The 20,264-nt window shown below is 69.6% G+C and carries 5 protein-coding genes; 2 read left to right on the top strand and 3 right to left on the bottom strand.

Annotated features, from left to right (window positions below):
- Nucleotides 1-528 precede the first annotated feature (528 nt).
- From ACRAKF_RS00245 to ACRAKF_RS00235, 3 genes are all read right to left on the bottom strand, one after another.
- Complete coding sequence (locus ACRAKF_RS00245; protein WP_447034619.1) at nucleotides 529-858, bottom strand: hypothetical protein; 330 nt, start codon at nucleotides 856-858, stop codon at nucleotides 529-531.
- 258 nt (nucleotides 859-1,116) lie between these two features.
- Nucleotides 1,117-1,266: a transposase family protein gene (locus ACRAKF_RS00240; protein ID WP_447034618.1), complete on the bottom strand. Its 150-nt coding sequence runs from the start codon at nucleotides 1,264-1,266 to the stop codon at nucleotides 1,117-1,119.
- A gap of 168 nt (nucleotides 1,267-1,434) precedes the next feature.
- Nucleotides 1,435-1,614, bottom strand: a complete 180-nt coding sequence (locus ACRAKF_RS00235; RefSeq protein WP_447034617.1) for a hypothetical protein — start codon at nucleotides 1,612-1,614, stop codon at nucleotides 1,435-1,437.
- Between the two features lie 610 nt (nucleotides 1,615-2,224).
- Between ACRAKF_RS00235 and ACRAKF_RS00230 the strand changes: the two genes are divergently transcribed.
- Together ACRAKF_RS00230 and ACRAKF_RS00225 are read left to right on the top strand one after the other, a co-directional pair.
- Complete coding sequence (locus ACRAKF_RS00230; protein WP_447034616.1) at nucleotides 2,225-3,301, top strand: methyltransferase; 1,077 nt, start codon at nucleotides 2,225-2,227, stop codon at nucleotides 3,299-3,301.
- On the top strand, nucleotides 3,298-20,259 hold the full coding sequence (locus tag ACRAKF_RS00225) for a non-ribosomal peptide synthase/polyketide synthase (protein WP_447034615.1): 16,962 nt from the start codon (nucleotides 3,298-3,300) through the stop codon (nucleotides 20,257-20,259). Before ACRAKF_RS00230 ends, ACRAKF_RS00225 begins: the two co-directional genes overlap by 4 nt.
- Nucleotides 20,260-20,264: the final 5 nt, after the last annotated feature.

The following is a 20,264-nucleotide window of genomic DNA, read 5'->3' as shown; positions in this document are numbered from 1 at the left end:
CTCCTCCTCGACTCGAATGGACAGCCTCATGATCACCTGGCTGCTCGGGGCGGACATCGGCCGATGGACCTACCTCGACAGCGACCTTGGAACCAGGCCACCGGGCCACGGACCAGCCGTGCTCCGGCCTGACGAGCGGTGGATGTTCGCGTGTTCCAGGCGCAGTATCTTCATGTGTACGCCGACAGGTGCTCGTCCTCCGGCGCAGCGGCGGGGGCGCAGAAGAGCTTCATGGCCAACACTCACCGCCCGGAGTTGGGGAAGGGCCCTCAAGCCGGCCCGGACTGGAGTCAGGTCGGCGGAGGACTCAGAGGGCTTTATGAGGCGAACTCTGCCATCAGGTCCGGTTCCGCAGCTCGGCCGGCCACCGCCGACCGAAGGCAATCCACATCGGCCGAAGCCTCACGGCCCGACCACCTTCGACATCCGTTGCAGGCTTGTCGCCTGCCATCCAACCGCCCTCGTTGAGGCGCACACCGCACCACCGGGCAACGGCATTGCTCGTCTCGGATCAGCGCCGGCAGATCTTCAGGTGCCGCTGCGCCTCTCCTGAACGATGCGGGCGAGGTCACCGTTCACGGGCACACCGAAGGCATCTGCGATCGTGCCTGCGGCGGCTCCAACGCGAGCGCGCATTGCCCCTGACTCGACCCAAAAAGGGGCGTAATCGGGTAGGTCGGGTGTCTGCCGGGGCATGCGGGTGAGGAACTCCCGTAGGGCTGCTTGGATCTCGCGAAGACCGTCCCGGAGCCCGACGGATTCGCATTGGGGGAGTTGCTCGCTCAGGTAGGAGCGCAAACGATCAGCCGACTCGACAACCGCTTCGAAGACCTCGGCTTCATACGGGTCGTAGAGCATTCGGTGATCCTCCAAGTGATGCAGGATCTGCCGAGCTCGCGCATGCTCGGTCTCCTGAGCTTGCCAGCTCAAGGTCGCACCAGTGAGCGAGACGCTGACGCTCGTGAACTGCCTCTTCTTGTCCCTCTTCCGCCTGAACCACATGCGTTGCCGCCGCCCTGTCCCCAGACACCACGGTCCTTGAGTAGCAGGAAGGTACTGCTTGCCCACTGCACCGGCAACCAGCCCGAGTTCGGATTCAGAGGGCGCTACGAGGCTCTATGAGCGTTTCGCTCCTGGGGGTTGGCGACCCGCTCCGCGATGTGCTGCCGTCAGGGATTTCGCTCCGCCCAGGATCGCGCACGCGGTCAGGGACAGAACGAAGGCAAGCGAATGGCGCCGACCCTGATCCCTCCGGGGATCAGGCACCTGGGCCGGACAGGTCAGCCGGGTGGGAAGGTCGGCGGGGGCGGCCGGTATGGCGCCAGTGAGTTGGCCCCGAGGGCCCGGGGTGAGCGGGAATAAGCGGGAATAAGCGGGAATGAGCGGGCAGGATTGGTCTTCCGTCGTGGTGCTGAGGGACTCGCCATCTTATGATCACCGGAAGTCGTGCCCGCGTGCCTGCGTGCCTTCGTGCCTGCCTTCGTGCCGGCCCAGAGAACTCGCCACGTGTTCCTGCCGCAGCTTCCAGAACTCCATCAGCCCGAACGCATCACCTGAAAGACGCCGCCCTGACCAGATTTCCGAGACGGTGACGTCCGCATTCGCGTGGTGCATGCAGGCAGAGATTTCGAACTTCTGTACGGGTATTCCGCGAGAATAGCTGAACAGAGTCGGACGAGAATTCTATTCCATTTCAGTGGTTCACGGCTCAGGGGTGCGCATTCAGGCCAAACGCGTAGGCGGCGGCGAGGAATTGCTTCCGGGTGGGCGCACTCTCCTGGAGGAGTGCCCCGACCGCTGATCAGGCCGCTCAGGCACCTTTCGGGGTCTCGTCGCGCAGTGCACCACGGTGATCGAGGCCGATGGTCGCACCGTCGGGGTCACCGGCTCGGCTGATCCCTCGGATGCCGTCACTCGCATCACGATCGACTCGTGCTTCCTCATTTGTTCCGTCCTCCCCAGCGCTGACGGTGGACAGCGATCCCGGCCTGGTGCGCAGGCTCAGCAGGAAGGCGGCGACGCCGACTGGCCAGAACTGATTACCGAACGTGTGAGTGCGTTGACGGTCAGTGGCGAGGTGCCGGAGTCTCGAAGTACGTGAGGCGTGAAGTTGTCTTTCTCGAGAAGGCATTCATGGCCACGGAGTCAAGGGAATTCATGGCCACGGAGACAACAGTCGGCGACCACGCCATAAGCAGCCGTTGAGGTGGTGTGCTAGTCAGCCATGCCCACAGAAGAAGATGACAGCCTCCTGGTGCCGTCGGCTGACGGTACACCACCCCTGCTGACCCTGATGCGCTTGATGTACCAGCAATGGAGGTCGCCGGCTCTTTATGCCGCCGTCGAACTGAAAATCCCCGATGCGCTCGGCAACCGTGCACTGACAACGGCGGAACTGGCCGAAAGAACCGGCGCACACGCTCCTTCGCTGTACCGCCTTTTGCGAGCCTTGGCGCACATCGGTGTCTTCACTCAGCTCAGCGAGGATCGTTTCGCCAACAATGCCGAGTCACATCTCCTCCGCTCCGACGTGACCGGCTCCGTGGCAGATGCTGCGGTGACGAACTGCGGCCTGATGCACGGCGCGCTGACCGAACTGGCACACACCGTGCGCACCGGCGAGCCGGGCTTCGGCCGAGCGCATGGCATGCCGATGTGGCCCTACCTGACCGAATACGACCCCGCCGCGGGGACCAGGTTCAACGCGGCCATGGCACAGGCTTCGGCCGCGGTTGTCCCTTCCCTCGTCCGCGCCGCTGCCTTGGCCGGCTCCGCGGTGCGCAGCGTTGTGGACATCGGGGCCGGCCGCGGTGGGCTGCTGCGCGCACTTCTCGACAGCAGTCCACGCACCGGGCGCGGGGTGCTGTTCGACCGGCCCTCCGTGATCGAAGAAGTCCGATCGGATCCTGACGTCACAGCCGACGGCCGAGTCGAACTGGTCGCAGGTGACTTCTTCTCTGCCGTACCCGTCGGAGCGGACCTCTATGTCATGAAGTGGATCCTCCACGACTGGGACGACGAGGCGTGCGTACGGCTTCTGCATGTCTGTCGGCAGGCGATGCACGCCGGCAGCCGGCTGCTGGTCGCCGACGTGGTGATCGATCCCCGCCACAGCGACGAACTGGCCTATGGCATGGACCTGGAGATGCTCGTGTCCCTCGGTGGCAAGGAACGCACGGCCGCGGAGTTCGCCGCCCTCTACGACGAGGCCGGGCTGCGGCTGACCCGGGTCGTCCCCACCGCCTCCATGTACTCCCTCGTCGAGGGCGTGCCGCAGAGCAACGGACAGGACTCAGGATGACCCCCTCGCCCACTGCAGACGCCCTCCTTCCCCTGTCCGCGGGCCAGCGGGAGATCTGGTTCGCCGAGCAGCGGATCGGCGCGCCCAACCGGGTGTACCAAGCGGGTGAGTATCTCGAGATCCACGGCCGAGTCGACCCGGTGCTGTTCGAGGCGGCGTCGCGACGGGTCATCGGAGAGACCGACGCGGTGCGCGTCCGGTTCATCGAGACCGAGGACGGACCGCGTCAGGTGCTGTGGCCGGTCGGGGACTGGCAGCTCGATGTCATCGATGTCAGTCAGGACACCGACCCGATGGGTGCGGCGCAGTCGTGGATGCGCGCGGCTCTCGCCCAGCCGGTAGACCTGATGCGCGGGCCCCCCTTCCGTTTCGCGCTGCTGAAGCTCGGACCCGCGCACTACGTGTGGTACCACGCCTACCACCACATCGTGATGGACGGATACGGGTACTCACTGGTGGCAGAGCGACTGGCCCAGGTCTATACGGCGCTGGCCGATGACGCCGAAGTGCCGCCGAACCCGTTCGGGTCACTGGAGAGCGTGCTCGACAGCGATGCCGCCTACCGCGAATCCGAACAGTACCGACGGGACCGGGAGTACTGGACGCGGCGTTTCCGTGACGCTCCGGAGCCCACCCGGCTGGTGCCCCGTTCCTCTGCCGTCCCCGATCGTCTCGAAGAGCGGGTGACCGCAGTCACCGAGTCCACGGTGGGCGAACTGGCGGCCCTGGCCGGCCGGGCCGCGGCGCCCTGGTCCATCGTGGTGATCGCCGCGTGCGCGCTCTACACGCACCGCATCACCGGCGTGCGCGACGTGGTGCTGGGATTCCCGGTCACCGCCAGGACCGGACGCCTGCTCAAGCGGACACCGGGCATGGTCTCCAACGTGGTGCCGCTGCGCCTGTGCCCACGTCCCGAAATGACGGCGGCCGAACTCGTGGCGCACGTGGCAGAGGAAATCACCGAGGCGGTGGAACACCAGCGCTACCGGGGCGAGGACCTGCACCGTGACCTCGGCCTGCCCAGTGGCGTCACCACCTCGTTCGCCCCGTTGACCAACATCGCCGCCTTCGGCTACGACCTGTCCTTCGGCGGACATCCCGCCACCGCGCAGAACCTCGCCTTCGGCATGATCAGCGACCTGGCGATCGTCCTGTGGGACAGGCAGGACGGCTCGGCGCCACGAATCGGCTGGCACGCGCACCCGCAGGCGTGCGGCGCGGATGAACTCGCCGCACACCACGACCGCTTCCTCGACCTGCTCAACGCCCTGGCCCACGCCGACCCCGGCCTGCCCATCGGCAGGCTCGACCTGGTGACACCGGCCGAAAGCGCGGAACTGCTCGTCACACGGAACGCCACCGAAACACCGGTCGCGGCGACCACACTGCCCACGCTGATCGAGGCACAGGTCGCTACCAGCCCGGCCGCCACCGCGGTGATCTCGGAAGAGACCACGTTGACCTACGCGGAGCTGAACACCCGGGCGAACCACCTGGCCCACCGGCTGATCGCGCAGGGGATCGGGCCCGAACAGTACGTGGCGTTGTCGTTGCCACGCTCGGCCGAACTGGTGGTGGCGGTGCTCGCGGTGGTCAAGACGGGAGCCGCGTACCTGCCCCTGGACCAGGATCACCCCGCCGCACGCACCGAAACCGTGCTGGACGACGCACGGCCCGCGTTGCTGCTCACCGCCGATGATCTGCGGGACACCGCGCGGACCGGGCTCGCGGACAGCAATCCGACACATGCCGACCGCGTCCACCGGCTCCTTCCGCACCACCCGGCGTACCTGATCTACACGTCGGGTACCACCGGCCGGCCCAAGGGCGTCGTCGTGCCGCATGCCGGCATCGTCAACCGCCTGCTGTGGATGCAGGCCCGGTACGACCTGGACGCCGCCGACCGGGTTCTGCAGAAGACACCGGCCGGGTTCGACGTGTCGGTGTGGGAGTTCTTCTGGCCGTTGATCACCGGAGCCGCAGTGGTGGTCGCCCGACCGGACGGCCACCGCGATCCCGCCTACTTGGCCGCCCTGATCCGGTCAGCGGCCATCACCACGGTGCACTTCGTCCCTTCGATGCTACGGGAGTTCCTGGCCGAGCCGGCCGCGGGTGACTGCACCGGGCTCAAGCGGGTGATCTCCAGCGGCGAGGCGCTCCCCGGCGACCTGCGGCAGCAGTGCGCCGACCGGCTCGGCGTGCCGCTGCACAACCTCTACGGACCGACCGAGGCGTCGGTGGACGTGACGTCGTTCGCCTGCGGTCCGCGGTTCGGCGCGGACCCGGTGCCCATCGGTACGCCCGTTTGGAACACACAGGTGTACGTCCTCGACGCGGCGCTGCGTCCGGCACCTGCGGGGATCGCCGGCGAACTGTACCTGGCCGGCGTCCAACTGGCCCGCGGATACCTCGACCGTGCCGGTCTGACGGCGGAGCGTTTCGTGGCGTGTCCGTTCGGCCCCGCGGGTGCGCGGATGTACCGGACAGGAGACGTCGTCAGGTGGAACGCCGACGGGGAGCTGGAATACCTCCGCCGGGCCGACAACCAGGTGAAGGTACGGGGATTCCGTGTCGAGCCCGCTGAGATCGAGGCGGTGCTCACCCGATGCCCCGGGGTGCGGCGGGCCGTGGTGGCGGCCCGCCGGGACCAGGCCGACGACGTGCGGCTCGTCGCGTACGTGACCGGGGACGTCGACCGTCCCGAGCGGTTGCGCGAATGGACCCGTGAACGGCTGCCGGAGCACATGGTGCCGACCGCGGTGGTCGTGCTGGACACGATACCGTTGACGCCCAACGGCAAACTGGACCGGTCGGCGCTGCCCGCCCCCGCATTCACCTCGCCGGCCACCGGCCGCGCCGCCCGCACGCCGCAGGAGCACCTGATCGCCGAACTGTTCGGCGAAGTGCTCGGAGTGACGGCAATGGGGGTCGAGGACGACTTCTTCGCGCTGGGCGGGCACTCCCTGCTCGCCACCCGCCTTGTCGCACGGATTCGGACGGCCTTCGGGGCCGAGTTGGACCTGCGCGATCTCTTCGAGCACCCGACGCCCGCGGCGATCGCCGGCCGACTGGCGCACGCCGATCACGCCCGGACCGCCCTGACGCAGCGGGAACGTCCGGAGCGGGTGCCGCTGTCCTTCGCGCAGCGTCGGCTCTGGTTCCTGCGGCAGATCGAGGCGACCGGCGCCACGTACAACATCCCCCTGGCGCTACGGCTGCGCGGACACGTGGACCACGCGGCACTGCGGGCGGCGCTGGCCGACGTGGTCGAGCGGCACGAAAGTCTGCGCACCGTCCTGTCCGAGCACGACGGGGTGGCGTACCAGCAGATCCTCGAACCGCACACCGCCGCACCGCGACTGGATGTCAGCCGAAGCGACTCCGCCGACGTCGACGACCTGGTGGCCGCGGCGGGACGCCGCCCGTTCGACCTGACCTGCGAACCACCGGTGCGCGCGGAGCTGTTCGTCGTGGCGCCCGACGACCAGGTACTGCTCATCGTGATGCACCACATCGCCGGTGACGGCTGGTCGTGGGGACCGTTGTCACGAGATCTGGCGACGGCGTATGCCGCCCGGTGCGAGGGCCGCGCGCCGGGCTGGGAGCCGTTGCCCGTGCAGTACGCGGATTACACGCTGTGGCAGCACGAGCTGCTGGGCGATCCGTCCGATGCGGGCAGCCTGTTCGCCACCCAGCTCACGTACTGGGCCGCGGCACTCGCCGGACTGCCCGACGTGGTCGGGCTGCCCACCGACCGGCCGCGGCCCGCCGTCGCCTCCTACCGGGGCGGGTACGCCCCCGTGCGCATCGACGCCGAGTTGCACCGGAAGCTGCGGCGTCTGGCGCGTGCCAACGGGGCGAGCGTGTTCATGGTGCTCCAGGCAGGGCTGGCCGCGTTGCTGACGCGTTTGGGTGCGGGCACGGACATTCCCATCGGTTCGCCGATCGCGGGCCGGACGGATCAGGCCATGGATGATCTGGTCGGGTTCTTCGTGAACACGTTGGTGCTGCGGACGGACACCTCCGGGCACCCCAGTTTCACGGAACTGGTCGGCCGGGTCCGGGAGACCGCGCTGAGCGCCTACGACCACCAGGACGTGCCGTTCGAGCACTTGGTCGAGGTGCTCAACCCGACCCGCTCGCCAGCCCACCATCCGCTGTTCCAGACCATGCTGGCGCTCCAGGACCTCCCCGCGACGGACATCGGTCTGCCCGGTGCGGACACCGCGCTCGTGCCCTCCCCGACCGGCACCTCGAAGTTCGATCTCTCCTTCCACCTGTGGGAACAGCACACAGGCACGGGCGAACCCGATGGACTCGATGGGACGGTCGAGTACGCCGCCGACCTCTACGACTGTGCCACGGTGGAGGATATGGTCGCCCGGTGGGTACGGCTGCTCAAGGCCGTCACCGCCGAACCGGACGCACCGATCAGCCGGATCGAGCTGCTGACGCCGGACGAACGCGCCCGTCTGCTCGTCGAGCGCAACGCCACCGGGGCACCGGTGCCGCCGGTCTCGCTGCCGGCGGCCTTCGAGGCCCGGGTGGCGGCCGCACCGGATGCGGTCGCGATCGTCTCGGACACCACGACGCTGACCTACGCGCAGCTCAGTGCCAGGGCCAACCGGCTGGCCCACCGGCTCCTGTCACTCGGTGTCGGTGCGGAGAGCACGGTGGCCCTGCTGGTCGAGCGATCCGCCGACCTGGTCATCGCGATCCTGGCGGTGGTGAAGGCCGGTGGCGCCTACGTACCGCTCGACTCCCGGTATCCCCTGGCACGCCTGGAGGTGATCGCCACCGAGACGGGCGCCTCGGTCCTCGTCACGGACCGGGCCGGAGCGGTGCCGGGTCTCCGGGCCATCGGCGTGGAGTCGGACGGCAGCGACTCGGCCCCGAGGGTCGCGTGCGATCCCGAGCAGCTCGCCTACGTGATGTACACGTCCGGCTCGACGGGCGCGCCCAAGGGCATCGCGGTCACGCATCGCGACGTCCTGGAACTGGCGTCGGACCCCTGCTGGCAGGACGAGAACCACCGACGGGTGCTGATGCACTCGCCGTCCGCGTTCGACGCCTTCACCTACGAATTGTGGGTGCCGCTGCTGACCGGCGGACAGATCGTCGTCGCTCCGCCGGGCGAGATCGACGGCACGACGCTGCGGCGACTCATCACCGAGCACGCCGTGACCAGCCTGTGGTTGACGGCGAGCCTCTTCCATCTGGTGGCCGAACAGGACCCCGGATGCTTCACCGGCGTCCGGCAGGTCTGGACGGGTGGAGAAGCGGTCTCCGGTTCCTCTGCCGCCCGCGTGCAGGCGGCCTGCCCGGCCACCGCGGTGGTCAACGGCTACGGCCCGACCGAGACCACGACGTTCGCGACGCACCACGTACTGCGCGCGCCGTACGAGACCACGGCCGTGGTGCCGATCGGCAGGCCGATGGCGAACACCCAGGTCTTCGTGCTGGACGCCGGTCTGTGTCCGGTACCGGATGGTGTGGTGGGCGAGTTGTATCTGGCGGGCGCGGGACTGGCCCGGGGGTATCTGAACCGTCCCGGCATGACGGGAGAGCGGTTCGTGGCGTGTCCGTTCGGGCCCGCCGGTTCGCGGATGTACCGGACCGGAGACCTCGTCCGGTGGAACGCTGGCGGCGACCTGGAGTATCAGGGCCGCGCGGACGACCAGGTGAAGATCCGTGGCTTCCGGATCGAGCCCGGCGAGGTGTCAGCCGTTCTGGAGGAGCACCCGCGGGTCACCCGGGCGGTCGTGGTCGCCAGACGCGGCCGCACCCACGACCTGCTGCTGGTCGCGTACGTGACCGGGGACGGCTGCCGGGCGGAGGACCTGCGGGGCTGGGCGCGCGGCCGGGTTCCCGAGTACGCGGTGCCCTCCGCCGTCGTGGTGCTCGACGCGCTGCCGTTGTCACCGAACGGGAAGCTGGACCGGACCGCCCTGCCGGAGCCGGACTTCCCCGTCGCTGCCACCGGCCGCGTCCCCGGCACGCCGCAGCAGCAGATCCTCTGCGACCTCTTCGCCGAGGTGCTGGGTGTGCCGGGTATCGGTGCCGACGACGACTTCTTCGTCATGGGCGGACACTCGCTGCTCGCCACCCGCCTGAACGCCCAGATCCGGGCGGCCTTCGGGGTGGAGTTGGAACTGCGGGCGCTCTTCGAGAGCCCAACGCCCGCGGGCATCGCGGCACGTCTCGCGGGAGCGCGACGGGCACGGCCCGCGCTGACCCGCACGCACCGACCGCAGTCGCCTCCCTTGTCGTTCGCGCAGCGCCGGCTGTGGTTCTTGCAGCAGATGGAGGGTCCTGGCGCCACGTACAACATTCCGCTGGCGTTGCGGTTGAAGGGTGAGCTGGACCGGGCGGCGTTGCGGGCCGCCCTGGGTGATGTGGTGGGGCGGCACGAGAGTCTGCGTACGGTCTTCCCGGAGCGGGACGGGGTGGCGTACCAGGAGGTGTTGGGGCCGGCGGCGGCGCGTCCGGTGCTGGGTATCACCGGTGTCACGGGTGAGGAGCTGGCGCAGGGGCTTGCCGCGGCGGCGCGGCAGCCTTTCGATCTGGTCGCGGGTCTGCCGGTGCGGGCGGAGTTGTTCGTGCTGGCGCCGGATGAGCATGTGTTGTTGGTCGTGGTGCATCACATCGCTGGTGACGGGTGGTCGCTGGGGCCGTTGTCCCGGGACCTGGCGGCGGCGTACGCGGCTCGTCGGGAGGGCCGTGCTCCGCGGTGGGATCCGTTGCCGGTGCAGTACGTGGACTACACGCTGTGGCAGCACGAGCTGCTGGGTGATCCGTCCGACCCGGACAGCCTGTTCGCGACGCAGCTCGCCTACTGGACCGATGCCCTCACGGGACTGCCCGAGCGACTGGAGCTGCCTGCCGACCGGCCCAGGCCCCCTGTGGCCACCCATCGGGGCGGGCACGTCCCCATCCGGATCGACGCGAGCCTGCACCTGCGACTGCGGCGCGTGGCGCACGCCAACGGGGCGAGCCTGTTCATGGTCCTCCAGGCCGGCCTGGCCGCGCTGCTGACGCGTCTCGGCGCGGGCACGGACATTCCCATCGGTTCGCCGATCGCCGGCCGGACGGACCAGGCCATGGATGATCTGGTCGGGTTCTTCGTGAACACGCTGGTGCTGCGGACGGACACCTCCGGACACCCGAGCTTCACGGAACTGGTCGGCCGGGTCCGGGAGACCGCGCTGAGCGCCTACGACCACCAGGACGTGCCGTTCGAGTACCTGGTCGAGGTGCTCAACCCGGGCAGGTCCCTGTCCCACCAGCCACTGTTCCAGATCATGCTGGCGCTGCAGAACACCCCTGACGCCGGCTTCGGTCTGGCCGGCGCGGACACCACGCTCGTACCGGCGCCGACCGACACCGCGAAGTTCGACCTGTCCTTCCACCTGTGGGAGGACCGTGACGCAACGAACAGGCCCGACGGGCTGGAAGGAAGCATCGAGTACGCGACTGATCTGTTCGACGCTGACACGGTCGAGGCGATGGTCACACGGTGGGTGCGCCTGCTGGAGGCGCTCGTCGCCGCGCCCGACCTACCGATCAGCCGGGTCGACCTGCTGACGCCGGACGAGCGCACGCATGTGCTCGTCGAACGCAACGCCACCGCGGCCCCGATTCCCCCGGTCTGTCTGGCCGGCCTGGTCGAGGCGCAGGTGGTGGCGGGCCCGGACGCCCTCGCGGTCGTCTGCGGTGACACCGCGTTGACCTACGCGGAACTGAACACGCGGGCGAACCGGCTGGCGCACCTGCTCATCGCCCGCGGGGCAGGCCCGGAGCGGTTCGTCGCCCTGGCCCTGCGGCGGTCGGCGGACCTGGTCGTCGCCGTACTGGCGGTACTCAAGTCCGGAGCCGCGTACCTGCCGCTGGACCCGGACTACCCCGCCGGGCGGACCGAGTTCGTGCTCGCGGACGCCCGGTCGGCCCTGGTGCTCACCACCCAAGACGTGCGCGGCGGCACGCCCGGCATCGAGCGGGACGCCGTGCCCGTCGTCGTGCTCGACACCGCGGACACCATCGCGGACCTGGCCGGACGTCCCGCCGACGATCCCGCCGACGAGCACCGCACCGGTCCGCTCAGCCCGTGGCACCCGGCGTACGCCCTCTACACCTCCGGTTCCACCGGCCGGCCCAAGGGCGTGGTGGTGACCCACCGCGGCGCGGTGAACCTGGTGACCTGGGCGGTGTCGCGGTTCGGAGCCACCGGACTGTCCCGGGTACTGGCGGCGACGTCGCTGAACTTCGACGTCTCCGTATTCGAGATGCTCGGCCCGCTTGCCTGCGGCGGCACCGTCGAGGTGGTGCGCAACCTCCTCGCGCTGGCCGAGCGGTCGCCGCACGGCTGGGAGGGGAGCCTGGTCAGCGCGGTGCCCTCGGCCCTGTCCCAGGTGCTGGCAGGCGGCCGGACGCATGTCCGTGCCGGCACCGTGGTGCTGGCAGGCGAGGGCCTGTCCCGGCCGACCATGCGCGCCATCGAGGAAGCCGTCTCCGGCGGCCGGGTGGTCAACATCTACGGCCCGACCGAGGCCACGGTGTACGCCACCGCCTGGTACGGCGGACCGACCACGTCCCCCGCGCCGCCGATCGGCCGGCCGCTGACGAACACCCAGGTCTTCGTTCTGGATGCCGGTCTGTGCCCGGTGCCGGACGGGGTCGCGGGCGAGTTGTATCTGGCCGGTGAGGGACTGGCGCGCGGTTACCTGGGCCGCGCGGCTCTGACGGCGGAGCGTTTCGTGGCCTGTCCGTTCGGGCCCGCGGGTGCGCGCATGTACCGGACGGGTGACCTGGTCCGGTGGAACGGCGAGGGAGAACTGGAGTATCTGGGGCGGGTCGACGATCAGGTGAAGGTACGCGGATTTCGCATCGAGCCCGGCGAGATCGAGGCCGTACTCGTGGCGCACCCCGACGTGGCCGAGGCTGCCGTGATCGCCCGCCGCGAGGACCCTGACGCCGAGGACAGCAGCCTGGTGGCGTACGTGGTGCCCGACCGGACCGCGGGCGCCCGCGACGAGCTGGTCGAGCGCGACCAGGTCTCCGAGTGGCGGCAGATCTACGACTCGCTGTACGCGGCACCGGCCGCCCCCCTCGGGGACGACTTCACCGGATGGGTGAGCAGTTACTCGGGCGAGCCGCTCCCGCTGGAACACATGCGGGAGTGGCGGGACCGGACGGTCGAGCGCATCGCGGCGCTGCGACCGCGACGGCTGCTGGAGATCGGCGTCGGCACCGGCCTGCTCCTGTCCCGGCTGGCCCCTGACTGTGAGAACTACTGGGCCACCGACTTCTCCGCTCGCGCGATCGAGAGTCTCGCCGCGCGGCTGGCACGACAGCCCGGTCTGGCCGGAAAGGTGAATCTGCGCACGCAGGCCGCGCACGAGGTCGAGGGACTGCCGGCCGGCTGGTTCGACACGATCGTCCTCAACTCCGTCGTGCAGTACTTCCCCAGCGCTGACTACCTGACCGAGGTGCTTGACCAGGCCCTGGTCCTGCTGGCACCCGGAGGTTCAGTCTTCGTCGGTGATGTGCGCGATGTGAGGCTGCTGAGCCCGCTGGCGACAGTCACGCAGTTGCACCGGGCGGACCGGTCGACCGATCCGGAGGTGGTGCGCCGGGCCGTGGCGCAGGCCCCGCGGGCCGAAGAGGAACTACTGGTGGATCCCGAGTTCTTCCCCGCGTTCCGGGCGGCCAACAGCGATGTCGGCACGGTGGACATCCACCTCAAGCGCGGACGGTTCCACAACGAGCTGACCCGCTACCGCTACGACGTGGTGCTGCGCAAAGCCCCGGCCCCCTCCATCTCGCTGGCGCGAGCACCAGAACTGCGGTGGGGCGCGCAGATCACCGGTGTTCCGGCTCTGGCGCACCACCTGAGGACCGTACGGCCGGCGATGGTCCGGCTGACCGGTGTGCCCAACGTGCGCATCGCGGACGACGTCGCGGCGGCCGACGCCTTCCGGGCGGGTGCCCCGCTGCCCGAGCTCCTCCAGCGGCTGCCTCGCCCGGAGTCGAACCCGCAGGACACCGCGCGAGCCCCCGGGCCACAGACTTTGGAGGCATTGGGGGAGCAGTGCGGCTACTGGGTGGGTGTCACCTGGTCAGCGACCTCCACCGCCCACGTCGAGGTGGTGTTCGTCCAGTCGTCGACGGCCGCCGATGCCACTCTCACCGGCCTGTACCGGTCGGCCGGCGGCACGGGTGAACCGCTGGCCACGTGGACGAACAACCCGGCCACCGCCAGGGACACCGGAGCCCTGATCGGCGCGCTGCGCGACTGGGCGCGGGGACAACTGCCCGAGTACATGGTGCCGGCCGCGACCGTGGTGCTCGACGCGCTGCCGCTGGGACCGAACGGAAAACTGGACCGTGCCGCGCTGCCGGCACCGGACTTCGCAGCGACCGTCGCCGGACGAGCACCGAGGACTCCCCAGGAGGAAATCCTCTGCGCGCTCTTCGCCGAGGTGCTGAACGTGCCCGCGGTCGGCATCGACGACGACTTCTTCGACCTGGGCGGGCACTCGCTGCTGGCCACTCTGCTCATCGCGCGGGTCCGTGACACCTTCGGGACGGGAATGGACCTGCGGGCGCTCTTCGAACACCCGACACCGGCCGGTGTGGCCGGGTGCCTGGTGGACGCCGGGCAGGCGCGGCCGGCACTGACCCGCAGGCAGCGCCCGGATCCCGTGCCGATGTCCTTCGCCCAGCGGCGCTTGTGGTTCTTGCAGCGGATGGAGGGGCCCAGCGCCACGTACAACATCCCGTTGGCCCTGCGGTTGCGCGGAGTCCTGGACCGCGGGGCATTGCAGGCGGCATTGGGTGACGTGATCGAACGGCACGAGAGTCTGCGGACGGTGTTCCCCGAGCACGACGGAGTGGCGTACCAGCGCGTGCTGCCCCTGGACACCGCCCGCCTGCGGCTCGCTGTCGCCCGCACGACCTCGGCGCGGCTGCCCGGGATGCTCGCCGCAGCCGCCCGGTACAGGTTTGACCTGTCGACGGAGATGCCGGTGCGCGCGGACCTGTTCGTGATCGCGCCGGACGATCAGGTGCTGTTGATCGTCATGCACCACATCGCGGGAGACGGGTGGTCCTTCGGTCCGCTGTCACAAGACCTGGCGACCGCCTACTCCGCCAGGACCCGTGGGGAGGTGCCGGGCTGGCCGCCGCTGCCGGTGCAGTACGCGGATTACACGCTGTGGCAGCACGAACTGCTGGGTGACCAGTCCGACGTGGACAGTCTGTTCGCCACCCAGCTCAGGTACTGGTCCGAGGCGCTCGCCGGGCTGCCCGACCGGCTGGAGCTGCCCACTGACCGGCCGCGTCCCGCGGTGGCGTCCTTCCGGGGCGGACAAGTCCCGCTGCGGATCGACCGTGGCCTGCACCAGCGGCTGCGCCGGCTGGCGCGTGCCGAGGGGGCGAGTCTGTTCATGGTCCTTCAAGCCGGGCTGGCCGCGCTGCTGACGCGGCTGGGTGCGGGCACGGACATTCCCATCGGTTCGCCGATCGCCGGCCGGACGGACCAGGCCATGGATGATCTGGTCGGGTTTTTCGTGAACACGCTGGTGCTGCGGACGGACACCTCCGGGCACCCCAGTTTCACGGAACTGGTCGGCCGGGTCCGGGAGACCGCGCTGAGCGCCTACGACCACCAGGACGTGCCATTCGAGTACCTGGTCGAGGTGCTCAACCCGACCCGTTCGCTGGCCCACCAGCCGCTGTTCCAGATCTGGCTGAACGTGCGCAACATCCCCGAGAGCGGGTTCGAGCTGAGCGGACTGGACACCGCGCTGACACCGGCGCCCACCGGTGCGGCCAAGTTCGACCTCGCCTTCCACCTGTGGGAACTCCATGACACTCACGGAGAACTCGACGGCATGGAAGGAATGATCGAGTACGCGAGCGACCTGTACGACCGTGCCACCGTGGAGGAGATGTTCGCCCGGTGGGTGCGCTTGCTCGAAAGCCTGGTCGCCGCACCGGACGCGCCGATCAGCCGGGCCGAACTGCTGGCCCGCGACGAGCGTACCCGGCTCCTGGTCGCACGCAACGCCACCGCGGCACCGGTACGGCCCGCGACCCTGCCGGCGTTGTTCGAAGCGCGAGCCTCGGCCGGCCCGCACGCGCCTGCGGTGGTGTCCGGCACCAGGGTGGTGACTTATGCGGAGTTGAATGGGAGGGCGAACCGGTTGGCGCGTCTGCTCATCGCGCGGGGTGTTGGTCCCGAGCAGTTCGTGGCGTTGTCGTTGCCGAGGTCGGTCGATCTGGTCGTCGCGATCCTGGCGGTGGTCAAGGCCGGTGCCGGGTATCTGCCGCTGGATCCGGAGTATCCCGCCGGGCGGATCGAGTTCATGCTTGCCGACGCGCGGCCGGCGCTGGTACTGACCGCCGGCGACCTTGAGGATGCTGCGCTGGCCGGGTTCGCCGGCACCGATCTGACGGATGCCGATCGTCTCGCTCCGCTGGTTGTGCGGCATCCGGTGTATTTGATCTACACGTCGGGGTCGACCGGCAGGCCGAAGGCTGTGGTCGTCACGCATGCGGGTATCGCGAGTCTGGTGGCGGCGCAGACCGATCGTCTCGCTCTGGACGGGTGCAGTCGGGTTTTGCAGTTCGCGTCGCCGAGCTTTGATGCCTCGTTCTGGGAGGTGGTCATGGCTTTGCTGTCGGGTGGTGCCTTGGTCGTGGCTCCTGGTGATCAGCTTGTGCCCGGCCCTCCTTTGATTCGTCTGGTGCGTGAGCAGGGGGTGACGCATGCTCTGCTGCCGCCGTCGGTTCTGTCGGTGTTGCCGGAGGGGGTTTGTTGGCCGGGTCTGACGACGTTGGTCGTGGGTGGGGAGGCGTGTTCGTCCGAGGTGGTGTCGGTGTGGTCCGGTGGCCGGCGGTTGGTCAATGCCTATGGTCCGACGGAGTCGACGGTCTGCGTGACGATGAGCGGGGGGCTCAAGGCTGGTGTGGCGCCGATCGGACGGCCGATCGTGAACACGCGGGTGTTCGTGCTGGACGGTGGTCTGTGTCCGGTGCCGGATGGTGTGGTGGGGGAGTTGTATGTGGCGGGTGAGGGGCTGGCCCGGGGGTATCTGAACCGTCCCGGCATGACGGGGGAGCGGTTCGTGGCGTGTCCGTTCGGGCCCGCTGGTTCGCGGATGTACCGGAGCGGTGACCTCGTCCGGTGGAACAGCGGTGGCGATCTGGAGTATCTCGGCCGGACCGACGACCAGGTCAAGATCCGCGGGTTCCGGATCGAGCCCGGTGAGATCGAGGCCACGCTCGTGAAGCATCCGGCAGTGGCCCAAGCGGCGGTGACCGTCCGCCAGGACCGTGACGGCGATCCTCGACTGATCGCCTACGTCGTGGCGAAGGGCTGCCGGCCGGAGGAACTGCGGGACTGGGTCCGTGAGCGTGTACCGGAGCACATGGTCCCGGCAGCCGTCGTGGTGCTGGACGCACTGCCGTCGACCCCCAACGGAAAGCTCGATCGCGCCGCCCTGCCGGCACCGGAGTCCATCGCCGCGCCGGAGAGCCGGGCGCCGCGCACCCCCCAGGAGGAGATCCTCTGCACCCTCTATGCCGAGGTGCTGGGAGTGCCCCGCGTGGGTGCCGACGACGACTTCTTCGACCTCGGCGGGCACTCACTGCTCGCCACCCGCCTGATCGTGTGCATGCGCGCCATGTTCGGGGCGGAGGTGGAACTGCGCACCCTGTTCGAGAACCCCGCACCGGCAGCCATGGCACGGTGCCTGACGAAGGCGGGGAGCGCGGGGCCCGCGTTGACGCGACGGGAACGTCCGGAACGGGTGCCGCTCTCGTTCGCGCAGCGCCGCTTGTGGTTCCTGCATCAGGTGGAAGGACCGGGCGCCACGTACAACATCCCCCTGGCCCTACGGCTGCGCGGGAACATGGATCACGCGGCACTGTGCGCGGCGCTGGGCGACGTGATCGAGCGGCACGAGAGCTTGCGCACGGTGTTCGCCGAACAGGACGGTGTTCCGTACCAGCGGGTGGTGGATCCGGAGTCGGCCCGTCCCGTGCTCGGCACCACCAGGATCGCCGCCGGGCAGCTGACCGATACGCTGGCGCTCGCGGCCCAGCAACCGTTCGACCTGGGCGCCGACCTGCCGATGCGGGCCCATCTCTTCGTCGTCGCACCGGACGACCAAGTGCTGCTGCTGGTCATGCACCACATCGCCGGTGACGGATGGTCGCTCGCACCGCTGTCCCATGACCTCGCCACCGCGTACTCCGCCCGAGCCAGGGGGCACGCGCCCGCGTGGGAACCGTTGCCGGTGCAGTACGCGGACTACACGCTGTGGCAGCACGACCTGCTCGGCGAACGGTCCGACGAGGACAGCAGGATCACCGCTCAACTCACGTACTGGACCGCGGCGCTCGCCGGACTGCCCGACGTGGTCGGGCTGCCCACCGACCGGCCGCGGCCCGCCGTCGCCTCCTACCGCGGCGAGTATCTGATGGTCCGGCTCGACGGGGAGTTGCACCGGGCGCTGGCGGCGGTGGCGCGTGCCAACGGGGCGAGCGTGTTCATGGTGCTCCAGGCCGGGCTGGCCGCGTTGCTGACGCGTTTGGGTGCGGGCACGGACATTCCCATCGGTTCGCCGATCGCGGGCCGGACGGATCAGGCCCTGGATGATCTGGTCGGGTTCTTCGTGAACACGCTGGTGCTGCGGACGGACACCTCCGGGCACCCCAGTTTCACGGAACTGGTCGGCCGGGTCCGGGAGACCGCGCTGAGCGCCTACGACCACCAGGACGTGCCGTTCGAGTACCTGGTCGAGGTGCTCAACCCGACCCGTTCGCTGGCCCACCATCCGCTGTTCCAGATCATGCTGGTGCTGCAGAACATGCCCCACATCGGCTTCGAGCTGCCCGGGGTGAACACCTCACTCGTACAGGCCGCGACGAACACCTCGAAGTTCGACCTCACCTTCCACCTGTGGGAGCACCACGACGCCCGAGGCGTTCCCGAGGGAATGGAGGGCATGGTCGAGTACGCGAGCGACCTGTTTGACGCGGGCACCGTCGAGGCCGTGTTCGCGCAGTGGGTACGGTTGCTCGAAGCCGTGGCCGCCGACCCGGACCTGCCGTTCACTCGGGTCGACCTGCTGACGCCCGCCGAGCGTGCGCTCCTGCTCGTCGAGCGCAACGCCACCGAGGCGCCGGTACCGGCGGTCTCGCTGCCGGCCTGGTTCGAGGCGCGGGTGGCGGCCGCACCGGACGTCGACGCGGTCCTCCACGGTGACACGAGCACCAGCTACGCGGAGCTGAACGCGCGGGCGAACCGGCTGGCACGCCGGCTCGTCAGCCGCGGAGTGGGACCCGAGACGATCGTCGGCCTGATGATGCCCCAGTCGGTGGACCTGATCGTGTCGCTGCTGGCGACACTCAAGGCGGGAGCCGCCTACCTGCCGCTGGATCCGGACCACCCGGCTGCCCGGATCGAGTCCATGCTCGCCGACGCGCGGCCGGCGGTGGTGCTGACCGCCGCTGACGTGCGGGACGAGGCACTCGCCGGGGTCGCGGACACCGATCCTGCCGACGCCGAGCGTCTCGGACCGCTCCTCGCGGAGCACCCCGCCTACCTCATCTACACCTCCGGTTCCACCGGCACACCCAAGGCTGTGGTCATGTCCTGCGGCGCATTGGCGAACCTGCTGCGGTGGCACCAGCAGGCGCTGGGCAGTGGTCCGGGAACAAGGATCGCGCAGTTCACCGCTATCGGCTTCGACGTCTCGGCACAGGAGATCCTCTCCACTCTGCTGTACGGCAAGACACTGGTGATCCCCGACGACGGAACCCGGCGCGACGCCGCCCGGCTCGTGGAGTGGATGGCCGGCTCCCGGGTGGCCGAGCTGTACGCGCCCAACCTCGTCGTCGAGGCGGTCGCCGAAGCTGCCCGGCCCGGACACGAACCGGCGTCGCTGCGGGACATCGCCCAGGCAGGCGAGGCTCTGGTGCTGGGCCATGACGTCCGGGAACTCTTCAGCCGTCGGCCGGGTCTGCGGCTGCACAACCATTACGGGCCCGCGGAGACCCATGTGGCGGTGGCGGCCACTTTGCCCGCCGACGTCGGCGCGTGGCCGCAGTCGCCTCCGATTGGCAGGCCGATCCCCAACATGCGGGGGTACGTCCTGGACGCCGGTCTGTGTCCGGTACCGGATGGTGTGGTGGGCGAGTTGTATCTGGCGGGCGCGGGGCTGGCCCGGGGGTATCTGAACCGTCCCGGCATGACGGGAGAGCGGTTCGTGGCGTGTCCGTTCGGGCCCGCCGGTTCGCGGATGTACCGGACCGGAGACCTCGTCCGGTGGAACACGGGCGGCGACCTGGAGTATCAGGGCCGTGCGGACGACCAGGTGAAGATCCGTGGCTTCCGGATCGAGCCCGGCGAGGTCGAGGCCGCGCTCACCGAACACCCACGGATCGGCCGCGCCGTCGTCGTCGCCAGGGACACGCCGGGCGGGGGCCGGCACCTCGTCGCGTACGTGACCGGCGAGCCGGTGGACGACACCGAGGTACGGCGATTCCTCGCGGACCGGCTGCCGGACTTCATGGTGCCGACGGCAGTCGTAGGCGTCGAGGAACTCCCCCTGACCCCGAACGGCAAGCTCGACCGCGCGGCGCTGCCGGACCCCGGCCTCGCCGCCGGCCCGCGGTACCGGAGGCCGCGTACGCCCACCGAAGAGACCCTCGCGCGGCTGTTCGCCGAGGTGCTGGGCGTTGAGCGGGTGGGGCTGGACGACGACTTCTTCCTCCTGGGCGGTCACTCGCTGCTGGCGACCCGGCTCATCGGCCGGATCCGCGGGCGGATGTCGGTCGAGGTGCACATCCGGTTGTTGTTCGAACATCCGACGGTCGCGGGGCTCGCCCGGCAGTGGGATCGACTGCCTGCCTCCCGCCGGCCCGGCCTGCACCGCATGACTCAGGAGTGAGGCAC

This window comes from Streptomyces sp. DSM 118878 (assembly GCF_052936595.1).
Note: the sequence above shows the minus strand (reverse complement) of the source record. Positions and strands in the feature narration are given on the sequence as shown.

Excerpts from the sequence above, each read along its gene's own strand:
- ACRAKF_RS00245 (WP_447034619.1), bottom strand. The coding sequence starts at position 858 with ATGCTCTACGACCCGTATGAAGCCGAGGTCTTCGAAGCGGTTGTCGAG.
- ACRAKF_RS00235 (WP_447034617.1), bottom strand. The coding sequence starts at position 1,614 with ATGCACCACGCGAATGCGGACGTCACCGTCTCGGAAATCTGGTCAGGG.
- ACRAKF_RS00230 (WP_447034616.1), top strand. The coding sequence starts at position 2,225 with ATGCCCACAGAAGAAGATGACAGCCTCCTGGTGCCGTCGGCTGACGGT.
- ACRAKF_RS00225 (WP_447034615.1), top strand. The coding sequence starts at position 3,298 with ATGACCCCCTCGCCCACTGCAGACGCCCTCCTTCCCCTGTCCGCGGGC.